The sequence below is a fragment of the Halanaerobium saccharolyticum genome, from assembly GCF_003053565.1.
Taxonomy (GTDB): Bacteria; Bacillota; Halanaerobiia; order Halanaerobiales; family Halanaerobiaceae; genus Halanaerobium; species Halanaerobium saccharolyticum_B.
Map to the genome: position 1 here is coordinate 104976 of NZ_QAXS01000005.1, position 20007 is coordinate 124982.

The following is a 20007-nucleotide window of genomic DNA, read 5'->3' on the forward strand; positions in this document are numbered from 1 at the left end:
TATTATAAAGTTTAATTAATGCTTTCATAAGCTTCTACCTGGTTTTCATATTCATACTTGACCATTTCATAGTCAAGGCCCCATTTTTCTTTGGCAGCAGCCATAATTTCTGGATGTTCGTCTTGAGATTGAACCCAGTTATAGGCAGCTACCTGATTTTCGTATTCGTACTTAATCATTTCATAATCGGTATCCCATTTTTCTTTAGCCAGTTTCAATAAGTCAATATGATCCTCTACTTTTATAAGCCAGTTATAGGCTGCAGTCTGGTTATCAATCTGGTATTTAACCATTTCAAAATCATCTTCCCAGTCTTCTGTTGCATGCTCCTTTATAACTTCTTGAGCAGCTTCAGAATCAAGAAATAGATCTTCTGGTCCAGCAGCCTGAATTGAAATAGTAAAAACCAACACAAATATTAAAGCAAGACTTAATCCAAGTTTTCTTCTCATTATTTTTCATCCCCTTTAATTTATTGTAGCTCACTACTCTGACTCCGTATTGTCACCAGCAAGAAAATATTTTACCTATTACTATTTATACTTCAAGAAATTATTTAATTTTCCTTTATTGCTGAAGCAGTTATTATTGTCGTATTTTGTAGAAAAAGAGCGATATAACCAACTATATTTAAATTATCTTACACATGCATTACACACTGGAATAGCCACTCTTAAAAGGTCTCAGAGAGCCATATACGCTTATTTTTGCCTTATCTGACTGTTTGTATATTAACAGATAAACACCTTCAAAACAAGCATTTAAAGGGATATAGGCTAGATTAGAATATAAGCAGCCTCCATCATGATTTATCTTTATTCACAATGAAGACTGCAGAATTATTTTTGAAGATTAGTCGCTCCAGTGATATTATTAAATCATAGTTTTAAACCAGAAAAGATTTCTGAAAGCTTTAACCCTTTCTCAGTCTACTTTTCTGGAATCACAATCTTCTGATTAACTCTGATCATTGTCTCAATCTCATTGACCTTTTTAATGGCTGCTACCATCAGCCGCGGGTCAAGGTCAGAGTTAATCTCTTCTGCTATCTCCCAAAGGGTATCACCTCGCTTTACCACATAAACCTCATTCCAGCTGTAACTATCAATAATATCATCTGAACCTGTCTGAGCTAAAATTGCAGCTGTCAGAAACATTACTGCCATCAATACAGAAGCTGCGGTTAGTTTATTCATGAAATCTCCTTCCTTTCCTGAGCACTTAACCTGCTAAATGTATTTAAGATGGACTTCAACTGCTCAAACTGATCTTTACTCAAGCTGTTGATCGATATCTTTTTGCTGCCGTCTATACCTTTTTCTCTTTTTACATGTCTAAGGTAATTATAGAGATCCTCTTTCAGCTTAGGATCATCACCAACTATCTCTTTAATAGCAAGTTCTCTTTCAGTTAGAGAGTTAACTTGATCGTTTTTTAAAGTTTCATCTTTCTGAGTCTTACCTTTATTTTTCTTGCCCTGTACCTGGCTAAATGGAATCTCATCAAAGTTATAATCACTCTGCTGCTGTACAGCCATTTCTTCTCTGGAAACAAGACCAGAGACACTGAAAGCTCGCTTTAAAGCCATTGATTCAGCTACTTTAAGAATCATAGCTGAAGGATACTGCTTCCAGATCTTAGTATCTGACCTGTATTCTTCAAAGGGAGCAAAGACATAAACGGGATAGCTTCTGTCCTTTCTATAAACTAAAGCGTAACTACCGACAATCTGTCGGCGGTTGGTCCCATATTGATGATTAATTCCAGTTTCTTTTCGTCTAAACTTATCATTTTCTCTAACTACATCTGAAACCAGCCCATCATACTGGGGATGCCTATCAGCTATCTTTAGATAACCATCCCTGGAAGTCATAATTGTTGGCTTACCATCTTTCTTCCAGAAAAATATTTCCTTATTGAAAGGATCAAGTCCATAGTTTTTAGCTAGATAGATGAACATTTTAAATTCATCACTGCTTGCATCTCCGGCAACAGTTCGTCTCAGGGTTTCTAACTCCTCTTCAGTAAAAGTAATCAGTTCTTTTTTCTTTCTGTTAATATCAACAACTTTACTCTTTGCACTCATTTTTATTCCTCCTCTTAATTTAAGGAGACCCAGATTTAATCCAGGCCTCCCATTATATTTAGTCTTCTTTTGGTCTTTGAGCTTCTTCATCACTTAGATCATGGTCACAGTAGGGACAATTCCATTCACTCTTTTTACAAGAGCTGTAAGACTTCTTCTTACACACAGGACAGTGCTTTACATACATCTTAATCACCTCCTTTCTCTGGTTTTAGACATAAAAAAAGCCCGGCGCCGGCCAGGTTGATTAACTATTATTAACTTTTGCTGATTCAATCTTTCATCAGATTCTCTTCCTGCATACTGATAAAGTTATCTCTGCTGCCGATGATTATGTGATCAACTACATTGATCCCCATTATCTTACCGGCCTTCTGCAGCTTTTTAGTAATTGAGATATCATCACTGCTTGCATCCGCCACCCCAGAAGGATGATTGTGAGCCAAAACTATTCCCGCTGCATTCTGCAGTATTGCCCGTTTAAAGACCTCTCTAGGAGTAACTAGACTTGAGGTCAATGTACCTGTAGAAACCTCAAATACCCCCGTTACTTTGTTCTTAACGTCAAGGGTAGCGATAGCAAAGACTTCCTCTGCTCTCCTGTCCAGTTCAACCACTTCAACAAAGAGATCTCTTGCCTGAAATGGGTTCCTCACATACTTATCAATGTCATACCTTCCACCTGATTCCTTAACAATCCTTAGACTAAACTTCTGAATATTTACCATTACTCTCATCTCCTTTATGTTTTTAGTATTCATTTAAAAGGGCATCTTAAATTCCTGATCATCACTGCTTAAAGTTGCAGCACTTTTCTTCTTTTTCCTCAGCAGTCTTGTTGCTCTTTCCAGCTCATCCTCATCCATTGGCTCAGCATAGGGTCCTAAAGCTCTTTTTATCCTCCACTCATCACTCGGTACACCATTTATCTGCATAATTTTCACCTCCAAATAAAAAAAGAGACCATCAGCTCTCACTGACAGCCCCTTTAGATTAATGTTAAGCATTATTCCAACCTTCCATGAACGCATCTTTAAGTCCTGAGAAAACACTCTCTGTTTTAAGCCTGGTAAAATTGGCAGCGATGACTGACTTCTCTATCGTCTTCAAGGCAGCTCTATCGACCTTTGAAGCTGCCACACCGGTTACTCTAGCAACATTCCTAGTTCCAGCAGTTGCCAGGCTCGCTGCCTTTTTAGCGCCATTCTCAGTAATCTGAGCTACCTTCTTGAAAGCATTGTCAGCTTTATCAGATCCAATTACTTCCTCAGCATATTTGAGCTCGCCTTTACGTTTTAGGCCAAGCTCTTTCAGCTTATTTAGGATCAGCTCCTGCATTACATCGTTTTCCGCCATCATTGCTCTCACAAGCATCTCTCTCAATCTTAGAACAGTCTCAACATTGTTATCATTTTTAAACATAGTTATTACCTCCGTATTTTAGTTTTGTTTTTACTTTCAACTTAAACAGCAGTTACTCAGATATTAGAAAAAGATCAAAAAGAATAAAGAACAAAGCCAGCAGAATATCTCCACTGAACAAACTCTGCCAGGCTAAAGCACCAAGCAGTAGGATAACAAGTGTCTTAGAAGCCATCTGATTCATCTCCCTTTCTGTAGTTAATACGTTCTTCTCCCCACCCTGCTGCTTTTCACCTCCTTAAATTTAGGCATAAAAAAAAGAGCTGCCTGAACAGCCTCAGTTAAGAGACTATCCAGACAGCTCAGTGTCTTTAAGTATTAAGTTATGCTCTAGGGGGTGGGGCGTCGAACGTCGATTTGAAATTCATAATTAAGACGTGGTCCCTCTAGAAATTTTGTGTAATTTTTGAAGTTGCTAATAGGAAAAAAACAGTTTTGAAATGCTAAAGATCTTCAAAAACAAAGTGTAAATTACTATATCTATTTAAGGAGTTACTTCCCTGCTTAAAAAACTCCCAACTTTCCTTATATGAACCTTCAACAGCAAAACTCTCAGTTCTAATAAAATCTAAAAACTCTAATTCCCTTTCAAAATAGCTATCACTAAATTCTTCAGCTTTATCTACTTTTTGATTATCATCAACATTTGCATCATTGTGAAGTACATGCTCTAAATTACAGGATAGGTAGTAAGCATTATATGGAATACCATTTATTTTAGAATGCCTACTCAGTCTATCCATGATGCTGCTTTTTTTATTATTTCTTTTCTTTGTGTTTTCAGGATGTCTGGTACATAACTTATCACCATAATAGTAAATCTTATCCCTATCATGCTTTTCGATCAAATCTTCACTGATATATGCTCCGTCAGTGTCCAGCAAATGAATAATTTCTAAAATATCCCCTTTATTATAATGTTCTTTGTCCAAAAAAGATAATACTTCTTCATTGATTACTTCTATCACATTACGAGAATTAACTCCATTCCTGGTAGTTATATCTCCACGAGCAATTTGAAATTCAATCTCTTTATCCTCAAATATCTCAGAAAAAATAAGACCAAAAGATATTTCCTCCGTTATACCTTCTACTAAGAATAGAATTAATTTTCTAGTCATCAGCATCAACTCTACCAGCAGCCCTAAAAGCTCTGGCTATTTTGTATTCATTTGTTCTCTCATAAACTTCCTCGTCCTGTCCACCTAACTTAATTCCACGATAATAAAAGCTTCTTAAATTATTTGTTTCCTTAACATTGGTAAATCTAATGTATCGATTCTCGGGATTAGTTGTTGTAAAAATCAGTGACTCTTTATTAAGTTTCTCCAGCGGTCTTAGGTTATGAGAAGTAAAGACCAACTGTCCCTTAGCTCTATCCTGAATGATCTCCAGAATTTCACCTAAAAGATATTCAAATATACCAGTATCAAGCTCATCAACAGCCAGACAAATACCGGGCTTATTATACATAGCAATCATTGCACTCAAGATAGATATAATCTTTTTAATTCCATCTGATTCATATCTCAGAGGAATCTTAATCTCTCCTCTTTCTGCCAGCAGCTCTATTTTAATAACTGGATCACCATTCTCATCCAATTCTTCTCCATACTCTTTAATTTTAATTGTTAGCTCTGGAATTATCTCTTTTAAGACGATGTTTAAGTTCTCGATAACATTTTTAACAGTAGAGAGGACCCGCTCAGGAACTGTTGTCGGCTCAGACAGAGCTATTGCCAGATCTCCACCTTCTATTCTCTCTGAATCACTAAGCTGAAAACAGAAAGGTATAATTAGATTTGCATTGATCATACCTGAACGAGAATTTCTGATCACAAACAGGTTCATACGAGCATACTGTTTAATCTCCATTATAATATCAGCATATTCGTTAAAGGCTTTATTACCCTTATAAATATGATCCATCTCACTAGAAAAAATAAAGGATGTTTGTTCCTTTTTCGCAAGCTCCTTAGCCACTTTAAGATCCACTTTAGCATCTTTATTGTTCTTTGTAAGCAAATTGTAATTCTTTTGGGGACTTAACAACTGCTCCTTCTCATCAAGGTTGTGAGTTATTATCCCCCTCTTATATGTCCAGCCATCTTCTTCAAGTTTCTTATATGATAGATCTTCCTTGATAATAACTGGAGCAGCATTCTCTCTTCTTTCAATTACCATTTCATAAAAGAGTTGATATTTATCTTCTCCCAAAGACATAGAAAAAACAGAATTAATAGCAGCTTCTTTCTCACCCTGGTATATATAATCTTTAATATCTCCAGGCAGAGATTCTCCAAGCAATACCAGTTTCAGTATCCATAAAGCCTCAATAAAAGCAGTTTTTCCAGAACCATTCTGGCCGTATATTCCCAGCACATCTGATGTTTTGGAAAAAAGGTCGTCACTTTTATAGCTGTTAAAATCAATCAGCCCCTGCCTAACATTCTTAAAGTTATTCAGTTGTACCTGCTGCAGACGCAGCATTCGCTCCTTCATTTGATCACCTCCATTGATTAAATTATACAACTATTAGTGATAAAAATCAATATTTTCAACAAAATCGATATAAAAAATATCATATTCGTTGAAAATTTTAGGTTATAGGTAAAAAAATAGTCTTAAAGTGATTCTCTTAATAGTTTTTCAGACTAAACCTATATTAAATTTTACGATGTTAAACAAGGTGTACTCATATCGAGTACACCTTACATTATAATAATTTATAGTTAAGCTAAACATGTAAACTGTTCAATCCGTTAAAGTTATCCGCACTTATAGATATGTGCGGAGGTTTTTAACACTTATCAACTGCACCAATCAAATAGCTCAACAAAAAATACCCTGTAACTATTAGTCTACAGGGGAAAATATAAACAATTTAACTTTGACTGATTGAAAGAAATTATTTCTTTTCTTCTTTCTTTTCAATTTCTTTCTTCACAGGTTTTTTCTTAGCTACTTTTTTCTTAGCTTTCATTTTCAGCACCTCCCTGATATTACAACTTACTAATTGAGCCTAAATTTATTATATTACATAAAACTCGAAATAATATCTAATTATTAGATACTCCTGAAAAAAATATTATACAAAAACCCCCAGAAAAGCTCCATCAATAACTGAACAAAATGAAGGTTTCTCTGAGGGTGAATAATCGCACCCAAATTTATAGTTCAATAATAAAATGCATTGTTTCTGAAAAATCCAGTAAGTTTAATTTTTATAAACTACATCTAAAGATAAAAATATTAATCCTCTAAAACGTGATTCAAACCCTGTCCAAACAAACATAAAACATGATTATCATCCAGAGAGTAATAAACAGACCTACCTTCCTTTCGATATTTAACTAGGTTATTGTTCCTAAGAACTCTTAATTGATGAGATATTGCAGAAGAACTCATTTCCAGTATTTCAGACAAATCACAAACACATAACTCCCTATCTTTTAAAGCATATAAAATATTTATCCGTGTTGGATCTCCTATGGTCTTAAATAGTTCTGAAAGCTGATAAACAATATTTTTTTGAAGTTTACGGTCTTTCATTAAATTTACAACCTGCTCATCCGGGTCAAACACTTCACACATATCACAAAAATTTTTGTCTTTTGCCATTAAATCATCTCCCCCAAATCAAAACTAGCACCTTATATTTATTTTAACATAGATTAATTTCTAATAGAAGGCATTTACTTTAATCTAAATTATACAGCAGCAATTATTGGGGTTAAACTTTATATCCTGAAGCAACAAAGACACCGCCATTTTTAAAACTGTGATTTAAATTAAAATCTTTCACTTCTTTTCTGCTTTTTAAATACTCCCAGGTTGGTCTAGTAACATCAGCATTACCAATTAAGTCTATAAAACGGCCCCATAAATTGGGTTCTTCCATATACCAATCCATAATAACAATTTTACCGCCAACCCTTACAAGCGAAAGACTTTTATCAATAACTTTTTGCCATTCAGGCATAGCTGATAAACCCAATTCGAGATAGATAGCATCAATATTTAATTCTTCTTCTGAAATAGATGCAATATCAGATTTATTAAATCTAGCAGCATCTTCATGTAAAGTTATTATATTATCCCAACCTTTTTTTCTAATTTTTTTTCTGGCTTTTGTCAACATTCCTTCAGAATAATCAATACCAATTATTAAACCATTACTTTTCAACTGATTTTTAAGATATTTAAAACTTTGTCCAGTTCCACAGGGTAAAACTATTATATTACTGTTTTTTTTAAAATCCAGTTTTTCAATAGCAAATTTTCGCGGCTTGTGATAATACCAGTCAGGTGCTAGTAGATCATATAGATAAGAAAAGATATCATAATATTTCATTATAATCCCCCCACAGCCTTATAAATGATTTCCCCCTGAAGATTTTATCCAAACATATTTCTGATGAAATTATTTTTAAGCTTCAGAGGGATTTTTTACTTGCTTAATTAAACATTACGGCTAATTCTCATAGCATTAAAGACAGCAATTAATGCCACACCTACATCGGCAAAGACTGCTCCCCACATGGTTGCTAAACCCACAGCACCCATTATAAGTACTATACCTTTTACACCTAAGGCCAGAATAATGTTCTGCCAGACAATTTTTCTTGTTCTCCGGGCAGTATTAATAGCAGTAATTAATTTTGAAGGCTCATCTGTCATTAAGACAACATCTGCCGCCTCAATAGCTGCATCTGAACCAAGTCCTCCCATAGCAACACCTATATCAGAGCGAGCCAGAACAGGTGCATCATTGATTCCATCTCCTACAAAGATAAGTTTATCATTTTCTTTCTGTCTGCCAAGTAATTCTTCAATTTCATCTACCTTCTGATCCGGTAGAAGTTCAGAATAATAATTATCTAAGCCAAGCCGCTGGGCTACTCTCCCGGCAACTGCCTCCCGATCACCAGTTAACATAGTTAACTGCTTAATACCTAATTCTTTTAAACCCTTAATTGCCTTTATCGAATCCTCTTTTAATTCATCCGTAATTGTTATATAACCTGCGTATTTATTTTCAATCGCTAGATAAACAATTGTTCCATCTGCATCAACTTCCTGATATTCAATGTTATTTTTATTCATTAATTTGATATTACCTGCCAGAATTTCTTTGTCATCAACCACAGCTTTAATCCCGTGTCCAGAAATTTCCTGATAATCTTTTATTCTTTGATTATCAATTTTCTGGTCAAACGCTTCGACAATGGACTTTGCTATCGGGTGGGTGGAATGACTTTCAGCATAAGCAGCCATAGTTAAAATCTGCTCATTATTAAAGCCATTATATGATTCCACCTTACTAACAGCAAATTCTCCTTTAGTTAAAGTTCCAGTTTTATCAAATACTATTTGACTAACATTGTTCAGTGCTTCCAGATAATTACCACCTTTAACCAGAACGCCCTGTCGCGATGCTCGACCTATTCCTCCAAAAAATCCTAACGGAATGGATACTACAAGTGCACAGGGACAGGAAATAACTAAAAAGATAAGAGCTCGATAAAACCAGTCTGCAAAGGCTGCTCCCTGTAAAAATAGTGGCGGTAAGACCGCAATAGCCAGAGCCGAATAGACTACAACCGGTGTATAATAACGGGCAAATTTAGTAATAAACTTCTCAGTTGGTGCTTTTTTTTCACTGGCATTTTCCACAAGTTCCAAAATCTTAGATACTGTTGACTGACCATATTCTTTTGTCACTTCTACTGTTAATAAACCATCTTTGTTAATTGTTCCACTCAAAATTTCATCACCAGTTTCAACTTTACGCGGAACAGATTCCCCGGTAAGTGCTGAAGTATCCACCATAGAACTTCCTTCAAGCACTTCTCCATCAAGTGGTACTTTTTCACCAGGTTTTATAATTATTATATCACCTATTTGAACATCTTCAGGGTCAACCTCTTTTGTTGTATCTTCAAGTTTTAAATTAGCATAATCAGGTCTTATATCCATTAATTTTTTAATTGAGCGTCTGGAACGGTCAACTGCTCTTTCCTGAAAAATCTCACCAACCATGTAGAAAAGCATTACTGCTACACCTTCAGGAAACTCCTGAATAGAAAAAGCTCCAATTGTTGCTATACTCATTAAGAAGTTCTCATCAAAGACCTGGCCTCGCTTTATATTTTTGAAAGCTGCCATTAATACTGGTCCACCGATAAGCAGGTAACTGGAACCAAAAAGTAGCCATTCCAGATATATTGATAAACTTCCCAATTCTACTTCCAAAAATGGTAGTTCGAATAGTATTATTGCCAGAGCAAAAATTATTGTTCCCGGCCAGAATCGTTTTTTAAGATAAGAATTTTCATCGTCAACCCCATGGTCGTGACTCTCTTCGTGATCATTTACACGACCTTCCTCGTGATTATGTTCATGGACATGGTTGTGATCAGACTTTTGATTAGCTCTTTTTCGTCTATTTCTAGACTCCTTAACAGTTAAGCCAGGTTCTATTCTATCTGCAATTTCTTGCAATTCATTTTCAAATGAATTATCAGCACCCTCTCCTTCAACAGTAATCGTGCTGGTAGCAAAATTCAAACTCACCTTTTCTATATCCTCTAAATTATTAACTTCTTTCTCAATCTTACCTGCACAATTAGTACAGGTCAAACCTTCTAGTTCAAATTTCTTTTTCTTATTTTCTGCTTTTTCTGGCATAATAATCCTCCCTAGTTATAATTTAATATATGATTAATTGAATAATTGTTCATATATAGTATACAATTAAATTCGATTTTTGTCAACAATGATTGAGCAATTATTCATATATTGTTTAAATAAAAAAATTTACCCTTAGGTAAATCTTTTAAATATATGATAAAGGATCAACTGGTCTTCCATTAACCTGAACCTCAAAATGCACATTTGGTCCTGTTGTATTACCGGTATTACCGGATTTTGCTATTAAATCACCTTTTGAAACTCTATCTCCAGTATTGACTATCAACTTAGAATTGTGTGCATAAAGTGTTCTCATTCCTTTTTGGTGTTCAATAATAATAGTTTTACCATAACCTCTAGCCCAACCACTATATACAACTCTACCTTCACCTGATGCTTTCACTTTCGAACCTGAAGGAACTGCATAATCAATACCTTCATGCATTCTTCCCCATCTCCTACCAAAATAAGACGAGATTCTTGCATATACTGGTTTAGTAAATACTTTTTCAAGGCGATCACGATAACCAAATTCAGGTTTTGCTCCAGGTAAGATTAATGTATCACCAGGTTGAACCCTATTTGGATTATTAATTAAATTACTGGCAATAATTTTGTTTAAACTTATATTAAACTTATCAGTAATAGATGAAAGATTCTCCCCCGGACTTATTTTATATAAGATCCCTTTTACTGGAAGAACCTTTGTCGTTTGACCGGGTTTTATTTTATTAATATTATTAATATCGTTTGCCCCAATTAAAGTATCTAAATCCACATTGTGCTTTTGAGCAATATCCCAAAGAGTTTCACCGTTTTCTACTCTGTGCTTTTTTATTTGATTAATTAAACCAATTCTACTGCCCGGCTTTCGACTATTTTCTTTAACTAATTCTTCAGTAAAACCCTGACTGGAGCTTTCAATATTATACTTTGTGTCTTTATCTTTATATAATTTTTCTATGTATTCTAACTTATTATTAAATTCTAACTGATTTTCTGCAAAATTAAGTTCTGAATTCTCTGAGAGGTTAAATTCTTCTTTGATTTTAACAAAATCGGTCTTTCTCTCCAGTACATTTTTTCGCTTTTCCGTTATAATCAAACTAAAATCTGAATTTTCTTTTGAGTTTTGCTTAAGATCAAGTTCTTTTTTTACAGAAATAGATCCTCTGGGAACTCTTGTGCTTTCCAAATGCTGCTCTCCCAGAACAAAGTTTTTGTAAATTATTGTAAATGCAATTAATAAAAGAATAGCTATAAATCTTTTTTTCATATTTCAGATTGCTCCCTGTTTTCATTAGTATTGTATAAAAATAGTAAAGAATAGAATAAACTTTTAATGTATGAGTAGATGTTCAAATATATTATACTATATTTCTTCCCTAGCGTCAAAAAAATCTTTCACCCTACTATTTCACCGGACTTAATTAAATTATTGAAACAGGAGTAAAAACTCAATTTGTTAAAATGAGAACTATATGCTATAATAATTTAATAAAATTATATTGGAGGTTATTTATGGAAATTATTAAGTACTTAGTTGTAGGCGTAATCCAGGGAATAACTGAGTTCTTACCAATCAGCAGTTCAGGACATATTGTGCTTTTTAAATATTTTTTAGATATTAAAGCTGGACTGACAATTGACATCTTTTTGCATTTTGGAACTTTACTGGCAATATTTTTTGTGTATTACCAGGATATACTAAATATGATTTATTTTAAGGATGACTATAAGACTTTTAATCTATATATCATAATCGGCTCAATCCCTGCTGCAGTTGTAGGGATATTTTTTGAAGATTTTTTTGAAAAAATGAATTCTTCTTTAACTGTTGTCGGGTTTTTTTTAATAATTACCGGTATAATACTCTGGCTAACTAATAAAATAACAATCAATAAACGGAAGATAAAAGATATGTCGGTTTTAGATTCAATTTTTATAGGACTAGCTCAGGCACTCGCAATTTTCCCCGGTTTATCTCGCTCTGGATCTACTATAGCTGCCGGCTTATATAAAAATTTAAACAGAGAACTTGCTACCAAATTTTCGTTTATTCTTTCTATACCTGTCATAGGAGGAGCAACTCTTCTCAAACTAAAAGAATTAACTTTAAATGGTACAACTGACCTAAATTATTTCTATCTATTTTTAGCTACTATATCATCAATGATCACAGGTTATCTTGCTATTAACTTTTTCTTAAAAATGATAAAAGAACAAAAACTTCATTATTTTGCCTATTATTGTATTCCACTTGGATTAATATTAATATTTTCTTTATAATATCAGATTTGACAAGAGTTATTCCTTTCAACTTCTTTTTCAATCAGTTTTTATTGTTACTACACTAACTTTTTCCCCTTTGTTCTGCATTGTGGACTTAATATTTCTTCCATTTGTCTTTGATTGTATTAAAGCAAAAGACAGTGATAATTGTCCAATAATAGATATTATTAACAAATAAAACCCCCAGAAAAGCTCCATCATTAATCGAAAAAATGAAGCTTCTCTGAGGGGATATCATCTCTAAGTTCAGTTTACAATTATAAATTCACTAAAAATTAATTACCTTATCAGCCTCAATAATCCACTGAGTAAATTCTGTCATATTACTTAACTCTACCCCATCAATTATCTCCTCCTCTAAATATTATAATTCACGTAAAGATTCTAACTTATCTAAAACATGTTCAATTTCATCCCTGGTTGTATATGCATTGTTTCTGAAAAGTCAAGTAAATTTTAAAAATACTTTTGTAGTCCGAGGTGTTTTATGCAGCTGTTGATTTTCTCTTTCTATTGAGCCGTTTTCTTCTATCAATTGCTGACTGATGTTTTTTCTTTCTCTCATTTATAATTTTATCAGCTTTGCCGTTATATTTTTGATCTGGTGTTACAAACCCTATACCCTGGTGCAGTCTTTCAGAATTGTACTGGTCAATGAAATTCTCTATATCTTCTCTGGCCTCATAAAAGCTTTGATATTTTTCCTGAGCATATACATTTTCATACTTTATTGTCTTATGGAAGACTTCAATTTTCCCGTTTGTCTCTGGATGCTTTACAGCTATCCTGATGTGCTTGATCTCCCATTCTTCAAGGAATTCAGTAAAAGATTTAGCTACAAGCTGAGTGCCATTATCACTTACAAGTGCTGGCCTGCTGACTGGATCTGCTTCAAATATACCTGCTTTAAACATGGCTCTGCTAAGGACCCGCTGCATATCGTCTGCAGTCATAGTTTGAGAAAGTTCTCCATGTATGATTTTACGGGAATAGCCGTCGAGAACACAGATTAAATAGGCATGAGTATTTTTTACAGGGATATAACTAATATCGGTATGCCACATTTTATTTGGCTTATCAACTTCAATTTTTCCATCTGCTTTTTTCTTTTTATGATATTCCTGATCCGGAATAAGTCCACCTTCCTTAAGCACTCGGTATGCACTGGATGCAGATACATAAACAATATCATCATCCATCATCTTTTTAGCTAGCTTTCTATGACGCTGATCAGGATGTTTAAGAGCATAATCTATTATTGCCTGTTTTTCCTCTTCTAAGAGGCTGTGAGGACATGCTGCAGGAGTGGACTTGTGATTTTTAAGTCCTTCCATCCCGTCAGTTTCATAACGTTTTCTCCAGTAATAGTAACGCCAGGAATTAAGTTTTAATATTTCGCAGGTTGTTTTAACAGGCAGAGTGGATTCTTCCACAATATCCATTAATTTTCTTTTTTCTTCTGGTTTAAGCCAGTCATTTTTGATTTCACCATGTAGTCCTATTTGTCGTTTTTTTTTAGAATCTGCAGCTCACAGGTTTGTTCTACAAGAGTCTTTTTTAGTTTATCTACTTCATCTTTAAGTTTCTCTTTTTCAGGATCTTTTTTCTTTTTGTTTCTAAAGACTTTACTGGCAGATCCAATAAGACGTTTTTTCCACTGGTAAAACTGGCTCTCATAAATTCCATGTTTGCGGCAGGTCTCAGAGATATTATCATTTTGAAGACCTTCAAGAACAATTTCCATCTTTTCTTCAGGTGAGCGCTTAGTGTTTTTACTCATAATTATCTCCCTTTCTAGTTATTATTTTGAAGGAAGAAAACGACCATGTCAAGCTAGCTGGCATAATTCAAATTACTACAAAAAACTTTTAAAAATCTCTTTGACAGGCTTAGAAACATTATAGTATATTTACCAAGACTAAATCTCACAGCACCTCTTCCAGTTTCCATAGTTACAGACATAGCTTTTAAGACCGAAGAAATTTCTACTAAATCAGAATGACAGGCTGAGCCTGTAGATAAAGCTACATTATCTAAATGATCCAGAATTTCCTGACCACTGTAATCTAAAAAACTAATATTTAAAGTGTTTGGTAAGCGTTTCGTCGGATGGCCATTCAGAATAACTCGATCTTTAAAGTTTTTCTGCAGCTGCTTCTGAAAATAATCTCTCAATTCTTTAATTTCCCCGGGAGTATTATGCTCAAAGTCAGCTTTCTTTCCCTGAAACAGATCTTCCGCAAGTTCACAGGCTTTACCAAGAGCAACATCAAAAATTACATTTTCTGTCCCCGCTCTTTTTCCCATTTCGTGTCCTGCTCCATGAATTAAAGGTTCTATCTCAATTCCATCTCTTATATAAAGTGCACCGATCCCTTTTGGGGCATAAACTTTATGGCCGGCTACTGATAGAAAATCTACTCCCAGCTTTTTAACGTCTGTTTCAATTTTACCCACAGACTGAGCAGCATCGGTATGCAATAAAATGTTGTTTTCTGAGACTATTTCAGCTATTTCCGCCAGTGGCTGAATTGTTCCTGTCTCATTATTTGCATGCATGATGCTAATTAAAATTGTTTCGTCAGTTAGAGCAGCTTTTAATTGCTCAATATCTACTACTCCATCCTGATCTACAGATAAATAAGTAACTTCATAACCGTTTCCCTCAAGAAACTTACAGGGAGAGATCACGGCAGGATGTTCTATTTCAGAAGTGATAATATGCTTACCACGATTTTGATAAGTATATCCAACACCCTTGAGCACCATGTTATTTGACTCACTTCCTCCAGAAGTAAAAATAATCTCCTCTGGTGAAGCATTTAATAAACTGGCAACTTTTTTTCGAGCTTCTTCTACAGCCTGTTTTGTTTTTGATCCCAGTTCATGGCTGCTTGAGGGGTTACCAAAATTTCCATAAATATATTCTTCCATTGCTTCAGCTACTTTCTTATCAATTGGTGTTGTAGCATTATAATCAAGATAGATCATAGTTTAACACTTTCCTTTCTGAACTTAAATATAAAAAATTATTATTTAGCTAAATTTAAAATCTTTCTAGCTCCATTGATTACTACAATAAACACAATACCTCCAATTATTAAATCAGGCTTATTTGAGTCAAAAAAATAAACTAAAACTCCTGAAATAATTACTCCCGAATTTACAATTAAATCATTTGAAGTGAAAATCCAACTTGCTTTCATATGTGCTTCTTTGCTATCTGATTTTTGGAATAAGTAAAGACAATACAAATTAGCAATAAAAGCCAAAATAGATACAATTATCATTGTACTAAAATCAGGCATTTCTCCAAAACCAAAAAATCTTCTTAATACTTCAATAAATCCAAAGGATGCAATAAAAATTTGAAAATATCCTGCAAGTTTTGCAACTTTCTTCTTAAGAAGAATGCTCCCACCTACTGCAAAAAGGCTAACTAAATAAACTATTGAATCTGAAAACATATCTAAACTATCAGCAACAAGCCCCATTGAATTTGCAATTAGCCCTGCAGTCATTTCAAAGAGGAAAAAACCTAAATTAACTAAAAGAACAGTTTTTAGAAGTTTTTTCTGACTCTGAGAGTCATTTGTAATCTCATTATTTTCATCCTGTATTTCAACAACTTTTTCTAATTTAGAATCCAGCTTTAGCTCATCTAAATAATTTTTTATTCTTTTATCTTTTTGTGAATGAAAAACAATAAGTTTTCTTTTTTCAAGATCAAAATCAAGTTTTTGGATTAATTTAATTGACCCAAGTTTTGTTTCAATTAGATTTTTTTCCGAGGGACAATCCATCTTTTTCACTTTAAAAATACTTTTATACATATAAACCTCCTTTGATAGTTAATATATAAACCGCAGGGCAAAAACAATTTCAGACTCAACAAATTAGTTATATGGGAAGAAAAAAACCGAATTAAAATTTCCCTTTATTACTCTCTACTTTTATCTTATCACAAAGCCATAGTTATAAAAACAAAAACCCCCAGAAAAGCTCCATCAATAACTGAACAAAATGAAGCCTCTCTGAGAGTAAATCATCTCCAATTGAGATGCTAATTTTATTCTATTTTCCACCGTGATTTCACCGCAGTGAGCCTCAGCCACCGTTAAATACCGCAGTGAAATATACAGTATTTTACAACTATATGGGATATTTCCAACACTAGGTTGCTGTTATGACAGGGATTATAAGAAAATCTAATAGCATAAGGAACTTCGACAAAACTCTCCGAAGCCTTGAGCGTAGGTTCGACTCCTACCGGGGGCACCATTTGTTTATACCCAGTAAGCAAAGATTTTTTTATTTTTAACTTCCAGTTCTTGATTCTTATATTCCTTATTCTGATTAAAATTAAAACTCAAAAGATAACCCTGATCCATATTCTGGCTTTCCAAATAATCAGCCAGCTGCTTTAATCCCTGCTTGTGATATTCTTCTCCCCGCCAGATTTTTAATTCCACAATAAATTTCTGTTCAAGATAGGTAATTACCACATCAAGCCTTTTTTCCTGAGAAATCTGCACTTCTTTAAAATCAAATCCTTTACCATTAATAATTGGCTTTAAAAAAGCGAGAAAAATCAAACGACCATTTCTTTCTAAAAATCCTCTATCCTGATCACTATATTGTTCTTTAATGAAAACCTGAAAACGCTCCAGTACTTCTTTTAAATTAAGCTGACCATTGTCTATAAAGCTGTCTCTGAAATCAAAAGCATCACTTTCCAGTGAATTCTCTATTTTAGAAATTAAATAATTGTATATTCGCTGTTCATAAATTCTGTTATGAATTTTTAAGCTGCCGCCATCATTCTTGAAAACACCGTAGAGTTCCCCTTTTTCTATTGTTGGATTATCCAGATTATAAGTGATTTTTCTACCATCTACAATTAAATCTATACACATATCTTCTAAATCATTATTATTTTCGATATTTTTAATTAAGGTATCAAAATTAGGAAGGTCTTTTGCTAAAATGATTTTTACTGCCTGCTCAAGATATTCTTTATCCCAACTGGACTCATTTTCTCTCAGTATTTCTTCAGCAATTATCTCTGCTAATTTGCTAACCAAAAACGGATGACCCGAAGTATAATAATGCATTTTCTTAGCAAAATAATCTGAACCCAGGTCAATATTCCTGTCTTCTTGGTACTCTTTTAACATCGAAGCTATTTGATCGACCTCCAGCTCAAAATCAACTTTAAACTCACTAGCAATATTCCAGGGACTGTTATATTTATGTTCCTCATCAGATCCTAATTTAAGTTTAAGATTTTTTACATCATGAACCCCAGCTAAAATTACACTCTTAAAAGTTAAATCCTGATTTTGCTGCTCAAACAAATACTTACTCCTTAACATGCCGAGAAAATCTAAAAAAAGCTGATTATTACTGCTTTTATCAACTTCATCAATCATTAAAACAATATCTTTATTACTTTTTCTAATCATTGTGGTGATAAAACGAGAAAGATCTTTAAAATTATTAACAGTATCTACTTTTTCTTCAATTAATTTTACAAATTTGGAATCTCCACTAAATTCAAAACGATCTCTAATTGTTAAAAGAAATTCCTTAGAAAAAGTATTGATACTACTAAAAATATCCTGATCAAAATCTTCAAAAGTAATACTAATAACTCTATACTCTTTCTTTTCCAGATGTTTTTTTAACAAATACAAAATTGTAGTTTTTCCAGACTGACGAGGTTTATTAATAGTAAAATATTTTCCCTCTGCAACCATCTTTTCAATTTCTCTAATTTTTTTACTAACATCAGCCATATAATGTTTTTCTGGAATACAGACGCCGGTAGTGTTAAATTTTTTCATTTAGCTCACCTCATTTTCAGCTTCAAGTTATGCTTATTATACCACAGTAGATAACTTAATTAAATCAAAGCAGTCATTGAGTCATTGAATTTGATCTATCCTGAAAGCTCTAGCAATTCTATGTTTATCAGTTTTCTTATAAACCTCTTCATCCTGTCCACCTAACTTAATTCCACGATAATAGAAGCTTCTTAGATTATTGGTTTCCTTAACATTGGTAAATCTAATATATCGATTCTGAGGATTAGTAGTTGTAAAAATAAGTGACTCTTTATTAAGTTTCTCCAGTGGTCTTAGATTATGAGAAGTAAAGACCAGCTGTCCCTTAGCTCTATCCTGTATGATTTCCAGAATTTCACCTAAAAGATATTCAAATATACCGGCATCAAGCTCATCAACAGCCAGACAAATACCCGGCTTATTGTACATAGCAATCATTGCACTCAAGATCGATATGATCTTTTTAATACCATCTGATTCATATCTCAGAGGAATCTTAATATCTCCTCTTTCTGCCAGCAGCTCTATTTTAATAACTGGATCACCATTCTCATCCAATTCTTCTCCATACTCTTTAATTTTAATTGTCAGATCTGGAATTATCTCTTTTAAGACAATGTTTAAGTTCTCGATAACATTTTTAACAGTAGAGAGGACCCGCTCAGGAACTGTTGTCGGCTCAGACAAAGCTATTGCCAGGTCTCCACCTTCTATTCTCTCTGAATCACTAAGCTGAAAACAAAAAGGTATAATTAGATTGGCATTGATCATTCCAGATCGAGAGTTTCTGATCACAAATAGATTCATCCGAGCATACTGTTTAATCTCCATTATAATATCAGCAAATTCTTCAAAGGCCTCATTACCCTTATAAATATGATCCATCTCATTAGAAAAAATAAAAGAAGTTTGTTCTTTCTTTGCCAGCTCCTTAGCTACTTTAAGATCCACTTTAGCATCTTTATTGTTCTTAGTGAGTAAATTGTAATTCTTCTGGGGGCTCAACAACTGCTCCTTCTCATCAAGGTTATGAGTTATTATCCCTCTCTTATATGTCCAGCCATCTTCTTCAAGCTTTTTATATGATAGATCTTCCTTAATAATAACTGGAGCAGCATTCTCTCTTCTTTCAATCACCATTTCATAAAATAGTTGATACTTATCCTCTCCCAAAGCCATAGAAAAAACAGCATTAATAGCAGCTTCTTTCTCACCCTGGTATATATAATCTTTAATATCTCCAGGCAGAGATTCTCCAAGCAATACCAGTTTCAGTATCCATAAAGCCTCAATAAAAGCAGTTTTTCCAGAACCATTCTGGCCGTATATTCCCAGCACATCTGATGTTTTGGAAAAAAGGTCGTCACTTTTATAGCTGTTAAAATCAATCAGCCCCTGCCTAACATTCTTAAAGTTATTCAGTTGTACCTGCTGCAGACGCAGCATTCGCTCCTTCATTTGATCACCTCCATTGATTAAATTATACAACTATTAGTGATAAAAATCAATATTTTCAACAAAATCGATATAAAAAATATCATATTCGTTGAAAATTTTAGGTTATAGGTAAAAAAATAGTCTTAAAGTGATTCTCTTAATAGTTTTTCAGACTAAACCTATATTAAATTTTACGATGTTAAACAAGGTGTACTCATATCGAGTACACCT

At 33.7% G+C, this 20007-nt stretch carries 21 protein-coding genes; 1 reads left to right on the plus strand and 20 read right to left on the minus strand.

All coding sequences use genetic code 11. The features are described from left to right. Window positions 1-11: 11 nt before the first annotated feature. The 14 genes from C8C76_RS03565 to C8C76_RS03620 form a co-directional block, all read right to left on the minus strand. Window positions 12-452: a hypothetical protein gene (locus tag C8C76_RS03565; protein WP_108138715.1), complete on the minus strand. Its 441-nt coding sequence runs from the start codon at window positions 450-452 to the stop codon at window positions 12-14. 477 nt (window positions 453-929) lie between these two features. After that, entirely contained in the window at window positions 930-1196 is a 267-nt protein-coding gene (locus tag C8C76_RS03570; RefSeq protein ID WP_108138717.1) for a LysM peptidoglycan-binding domain-containing protein, read from the minus strand. Next, a complete protein-coding gene (gene bet / locus C8C76_RS03575; RefSeq protein WP_181248138.1) occupies window positions 1193-2086 on the minus strand; it encodes a phage recombination protein Bet in 894 nt (297 codons plus the stop codon). Before bet ends, C8C76_RS03570 begins: the two co-directional genes overlap by 4 nt. A 58-nt stretch (window positions 2087-2144) precedes the next feature. Then, complete coding sequence (locus tag C8C76_RS15315) at window positions 2145-2273, minus strand: hypothetical protein (RefSeq protein ID WP_258222413.1); 129 nt, start codon at window positions 2271-2273, stop codon at window positions 2145-2147. Window positions 2274-2358: 85 nt separating this feature from the next. Then, window positions 2359-2814 carry a JAB domain-containing protein gene (locus tag C8C76_RS03580; protein WP_089722898.1) on the minus strand — a complete coding sequence of 152 codons (456 nt, stop codon included), beginning with the start codon at window positions 2812-2814 and terminating at the stop codon, window positions 2359-2361. A gap of 33 nt (window positions 2815-2847) precedes the next feature. Continuing rightward, window positions 2848-3021: a hypothetical protein gene (locus C8C76_RS15065; protein ID WP_181248139.1), complete on the minus strand. Its 174-nt coding sequence runs from the start codon at window positions 3019-3021 to the stop codon at window positions 2848-2850. Between the two features lie 64 nt (window positions 3022-3085). Beyond that, window positions 3086-3508, minus strand: coding sequence for a hypothetical protein (locus C8C76_RS03590; protein WP_108138723.1), 423 nt, complete (start codon window positions 3506-3508; stop codon window positions 3086-3088). A gap of 52 nt (window positions 3509-3560) precedes the next feature. Beyond that, window positions 3561-3683 (minus strand): hypothetical protein, encoded by a 123-nt coding sequence (locus C8C76_RS15320; protein ID WP_256335482.1) that lies wholly within the window; start codon window positions 3681-3683, stop codon window positions 3561-3563. Between the two features lie 268 nt (window positions 3684-3951). Continuing rightward, complete coding sequence (locus C8C76_RS03595; protein ID WP_146161851.1) at window positions 3952-4629, minus strand: hypothetical protein; 678 nt, start codon at window positions 4627-4629, stop codon at window positions 3952-3954. Continuing rightward, window positions 4622-6010 (minus strand): AAA family ATPase, encoded by a 1389-nt coding sequence (locus C8C76_RS03600; protein WP_108138727.1) that lies wholly within the window; start codon window positions 6008-6010, stop codon window positions 4622-4624. The genes C8C76_RS03595 and C8C76_RS03600 overlap by 8 nt, the downstream gene beginning before the upstream one ends. 750 nt (window positions 6011-6760) lie before the next feature. Then, a complete protein-coding gene (locus tag C8C76_RS03605; protein WP_073158292.1) occupies window positions 6761-7129 on the minus strand; it encodes an ArsR/SmtB family transcription factor in 369 nt (122 codons plus the stop codon). Window positions 7130-7241: 112 nt separating this feature from the next. Beyond that, a complete protein-coding gene (locus C8C76_RS03610) occupies window positions 7242-7862 on the minus strand; it encodes a class I SAM-dependent methyltransferase (RefSeq protein ID WP_108138729.1) in 621 nt (206 codons plus the stop codon). Between the two features lie 107 nt (window positions 7863-7969). Next, window positions 7970-10198, minus strand: coding sequence for a heavy metal translocating P-type ATPase (locus tag C8C76_RS03615; protein WP_108138731.1), 2229 nt, complete (start codon window positions 10196-10198; stop codon window positions 7970-7972). Between the two features lie 148 nt (window positions 10199-10346). Further along, window positions 10347-11477 (minus strand): M23 family metallopeptidase, encoded by a 1131-nt coding sequence (locus C8C76_RS03620; protein ID WP_108138733.1) that lies wholly within the window; start codon window positions 11475-11477, stop codon window positions 10347-10349. A gap of 245 nt (window positions 11478-11722) precedes the next feature. Here C8C76_RS03620 and C8C76_RS03625 point away from each other — a divergent pair, with 245 nt between their 5' ends. Beyond that, a complete protein-coding gene (locus C8C76_RS03625) occupies window positions 11723-12490 on the plus strand; it encodes an undecaprenyl-diphosphate phosphatase (protein ID WP_076544514.1) in 768 nt (255 codons plus the stop codon). Window positions 12491-12978: 488 nt separating this feature from the next. Here the strand turns inward: C8C76_RS03625 and C8C76_RS03630 are convergent, their stop codons facing one another. The 6 genes from C8C76_RS03630 to C8C76_RS03655 all read right to left on the minus strand — a co-directional run bounded on the left by C8C76_RS03630 (window position 12979) and on the right by C8C76_RS03655 (window position 19797). Beyond that, the gene (locus C8C76_RS03630) at window positions 12979-13995 is read right to left on the minus strand and encodes an IS3 family transposase (protein ID WP_308812578.1); all 1017 of its coding nucleotides are present in this window, start codon (window positions 13993-13995) and stop codon (window positions 12979-12981) included. After that, entirely contained in the window at window positions 13992-14273 is a 282-nt protein-coding gene (locus C8C76_RS03635; RefSeq protein WP_076544512.1) for a transposase, read from the minus strand. The genes C8C76_RS03630 and C8C76_RS03635 overlap by 4 nt, the downstream gene beginning before the upstream one ends. A 53-nt stretch (window positions 14274-14326) precedes the next feature. Beyond that, the gene (locus C8C76_RS03640) at window positions 14327-15484 is read right to left on the minus strand and encodes a cysteine desulfurase family protein (protein ID WP_076544511.1); all 1158 of its coding nucleotides are present in this window, start codon (window positions 15482-15484) and stop codon (window positions 14327-14329) included. Between the two features lie 41 nt (window positions 15485-15525). Beyond that, window positions 15526-16326 carry a cation transporter gene (locus C8C76_RS03645; RefSeq protein WP_076544510.1) on the minus strand — a complete coding sequence of 267 codons (801 nt, stop codon included), beginning with the start codon at window positions 16324-16326 and terminating at the stop codon, window positions 15526-15528. A gap of 453 nt (window positions 16327-16779) precedes the next feature. Beyond that, window positions 16780-18339: an AAA-like domain-containing protein gene (locus C8C76_RS03650; RefSeq protein ID WP_076544509.1), complete on the minus strand. Its 1560-nt coding sequence runs from the start codon at window positions 18337-18339 to the stop codon at window positions 16780-16782. An 81-nt stretch (window positions 18340-18420) separates the two neighbouring features. Next, window positions 18421-19797: an AAA family ATPase gene (locus tag C8C76_RS03655; protein WP_108138736.1), complete on the minus strand. Its 1377-nt coding sequence runs from the start codon at window positions 19795-19797 to the stop codon at window positions 18421-18423. Window positions 19798-20007 lie beyond the last annotated feature (210 nt).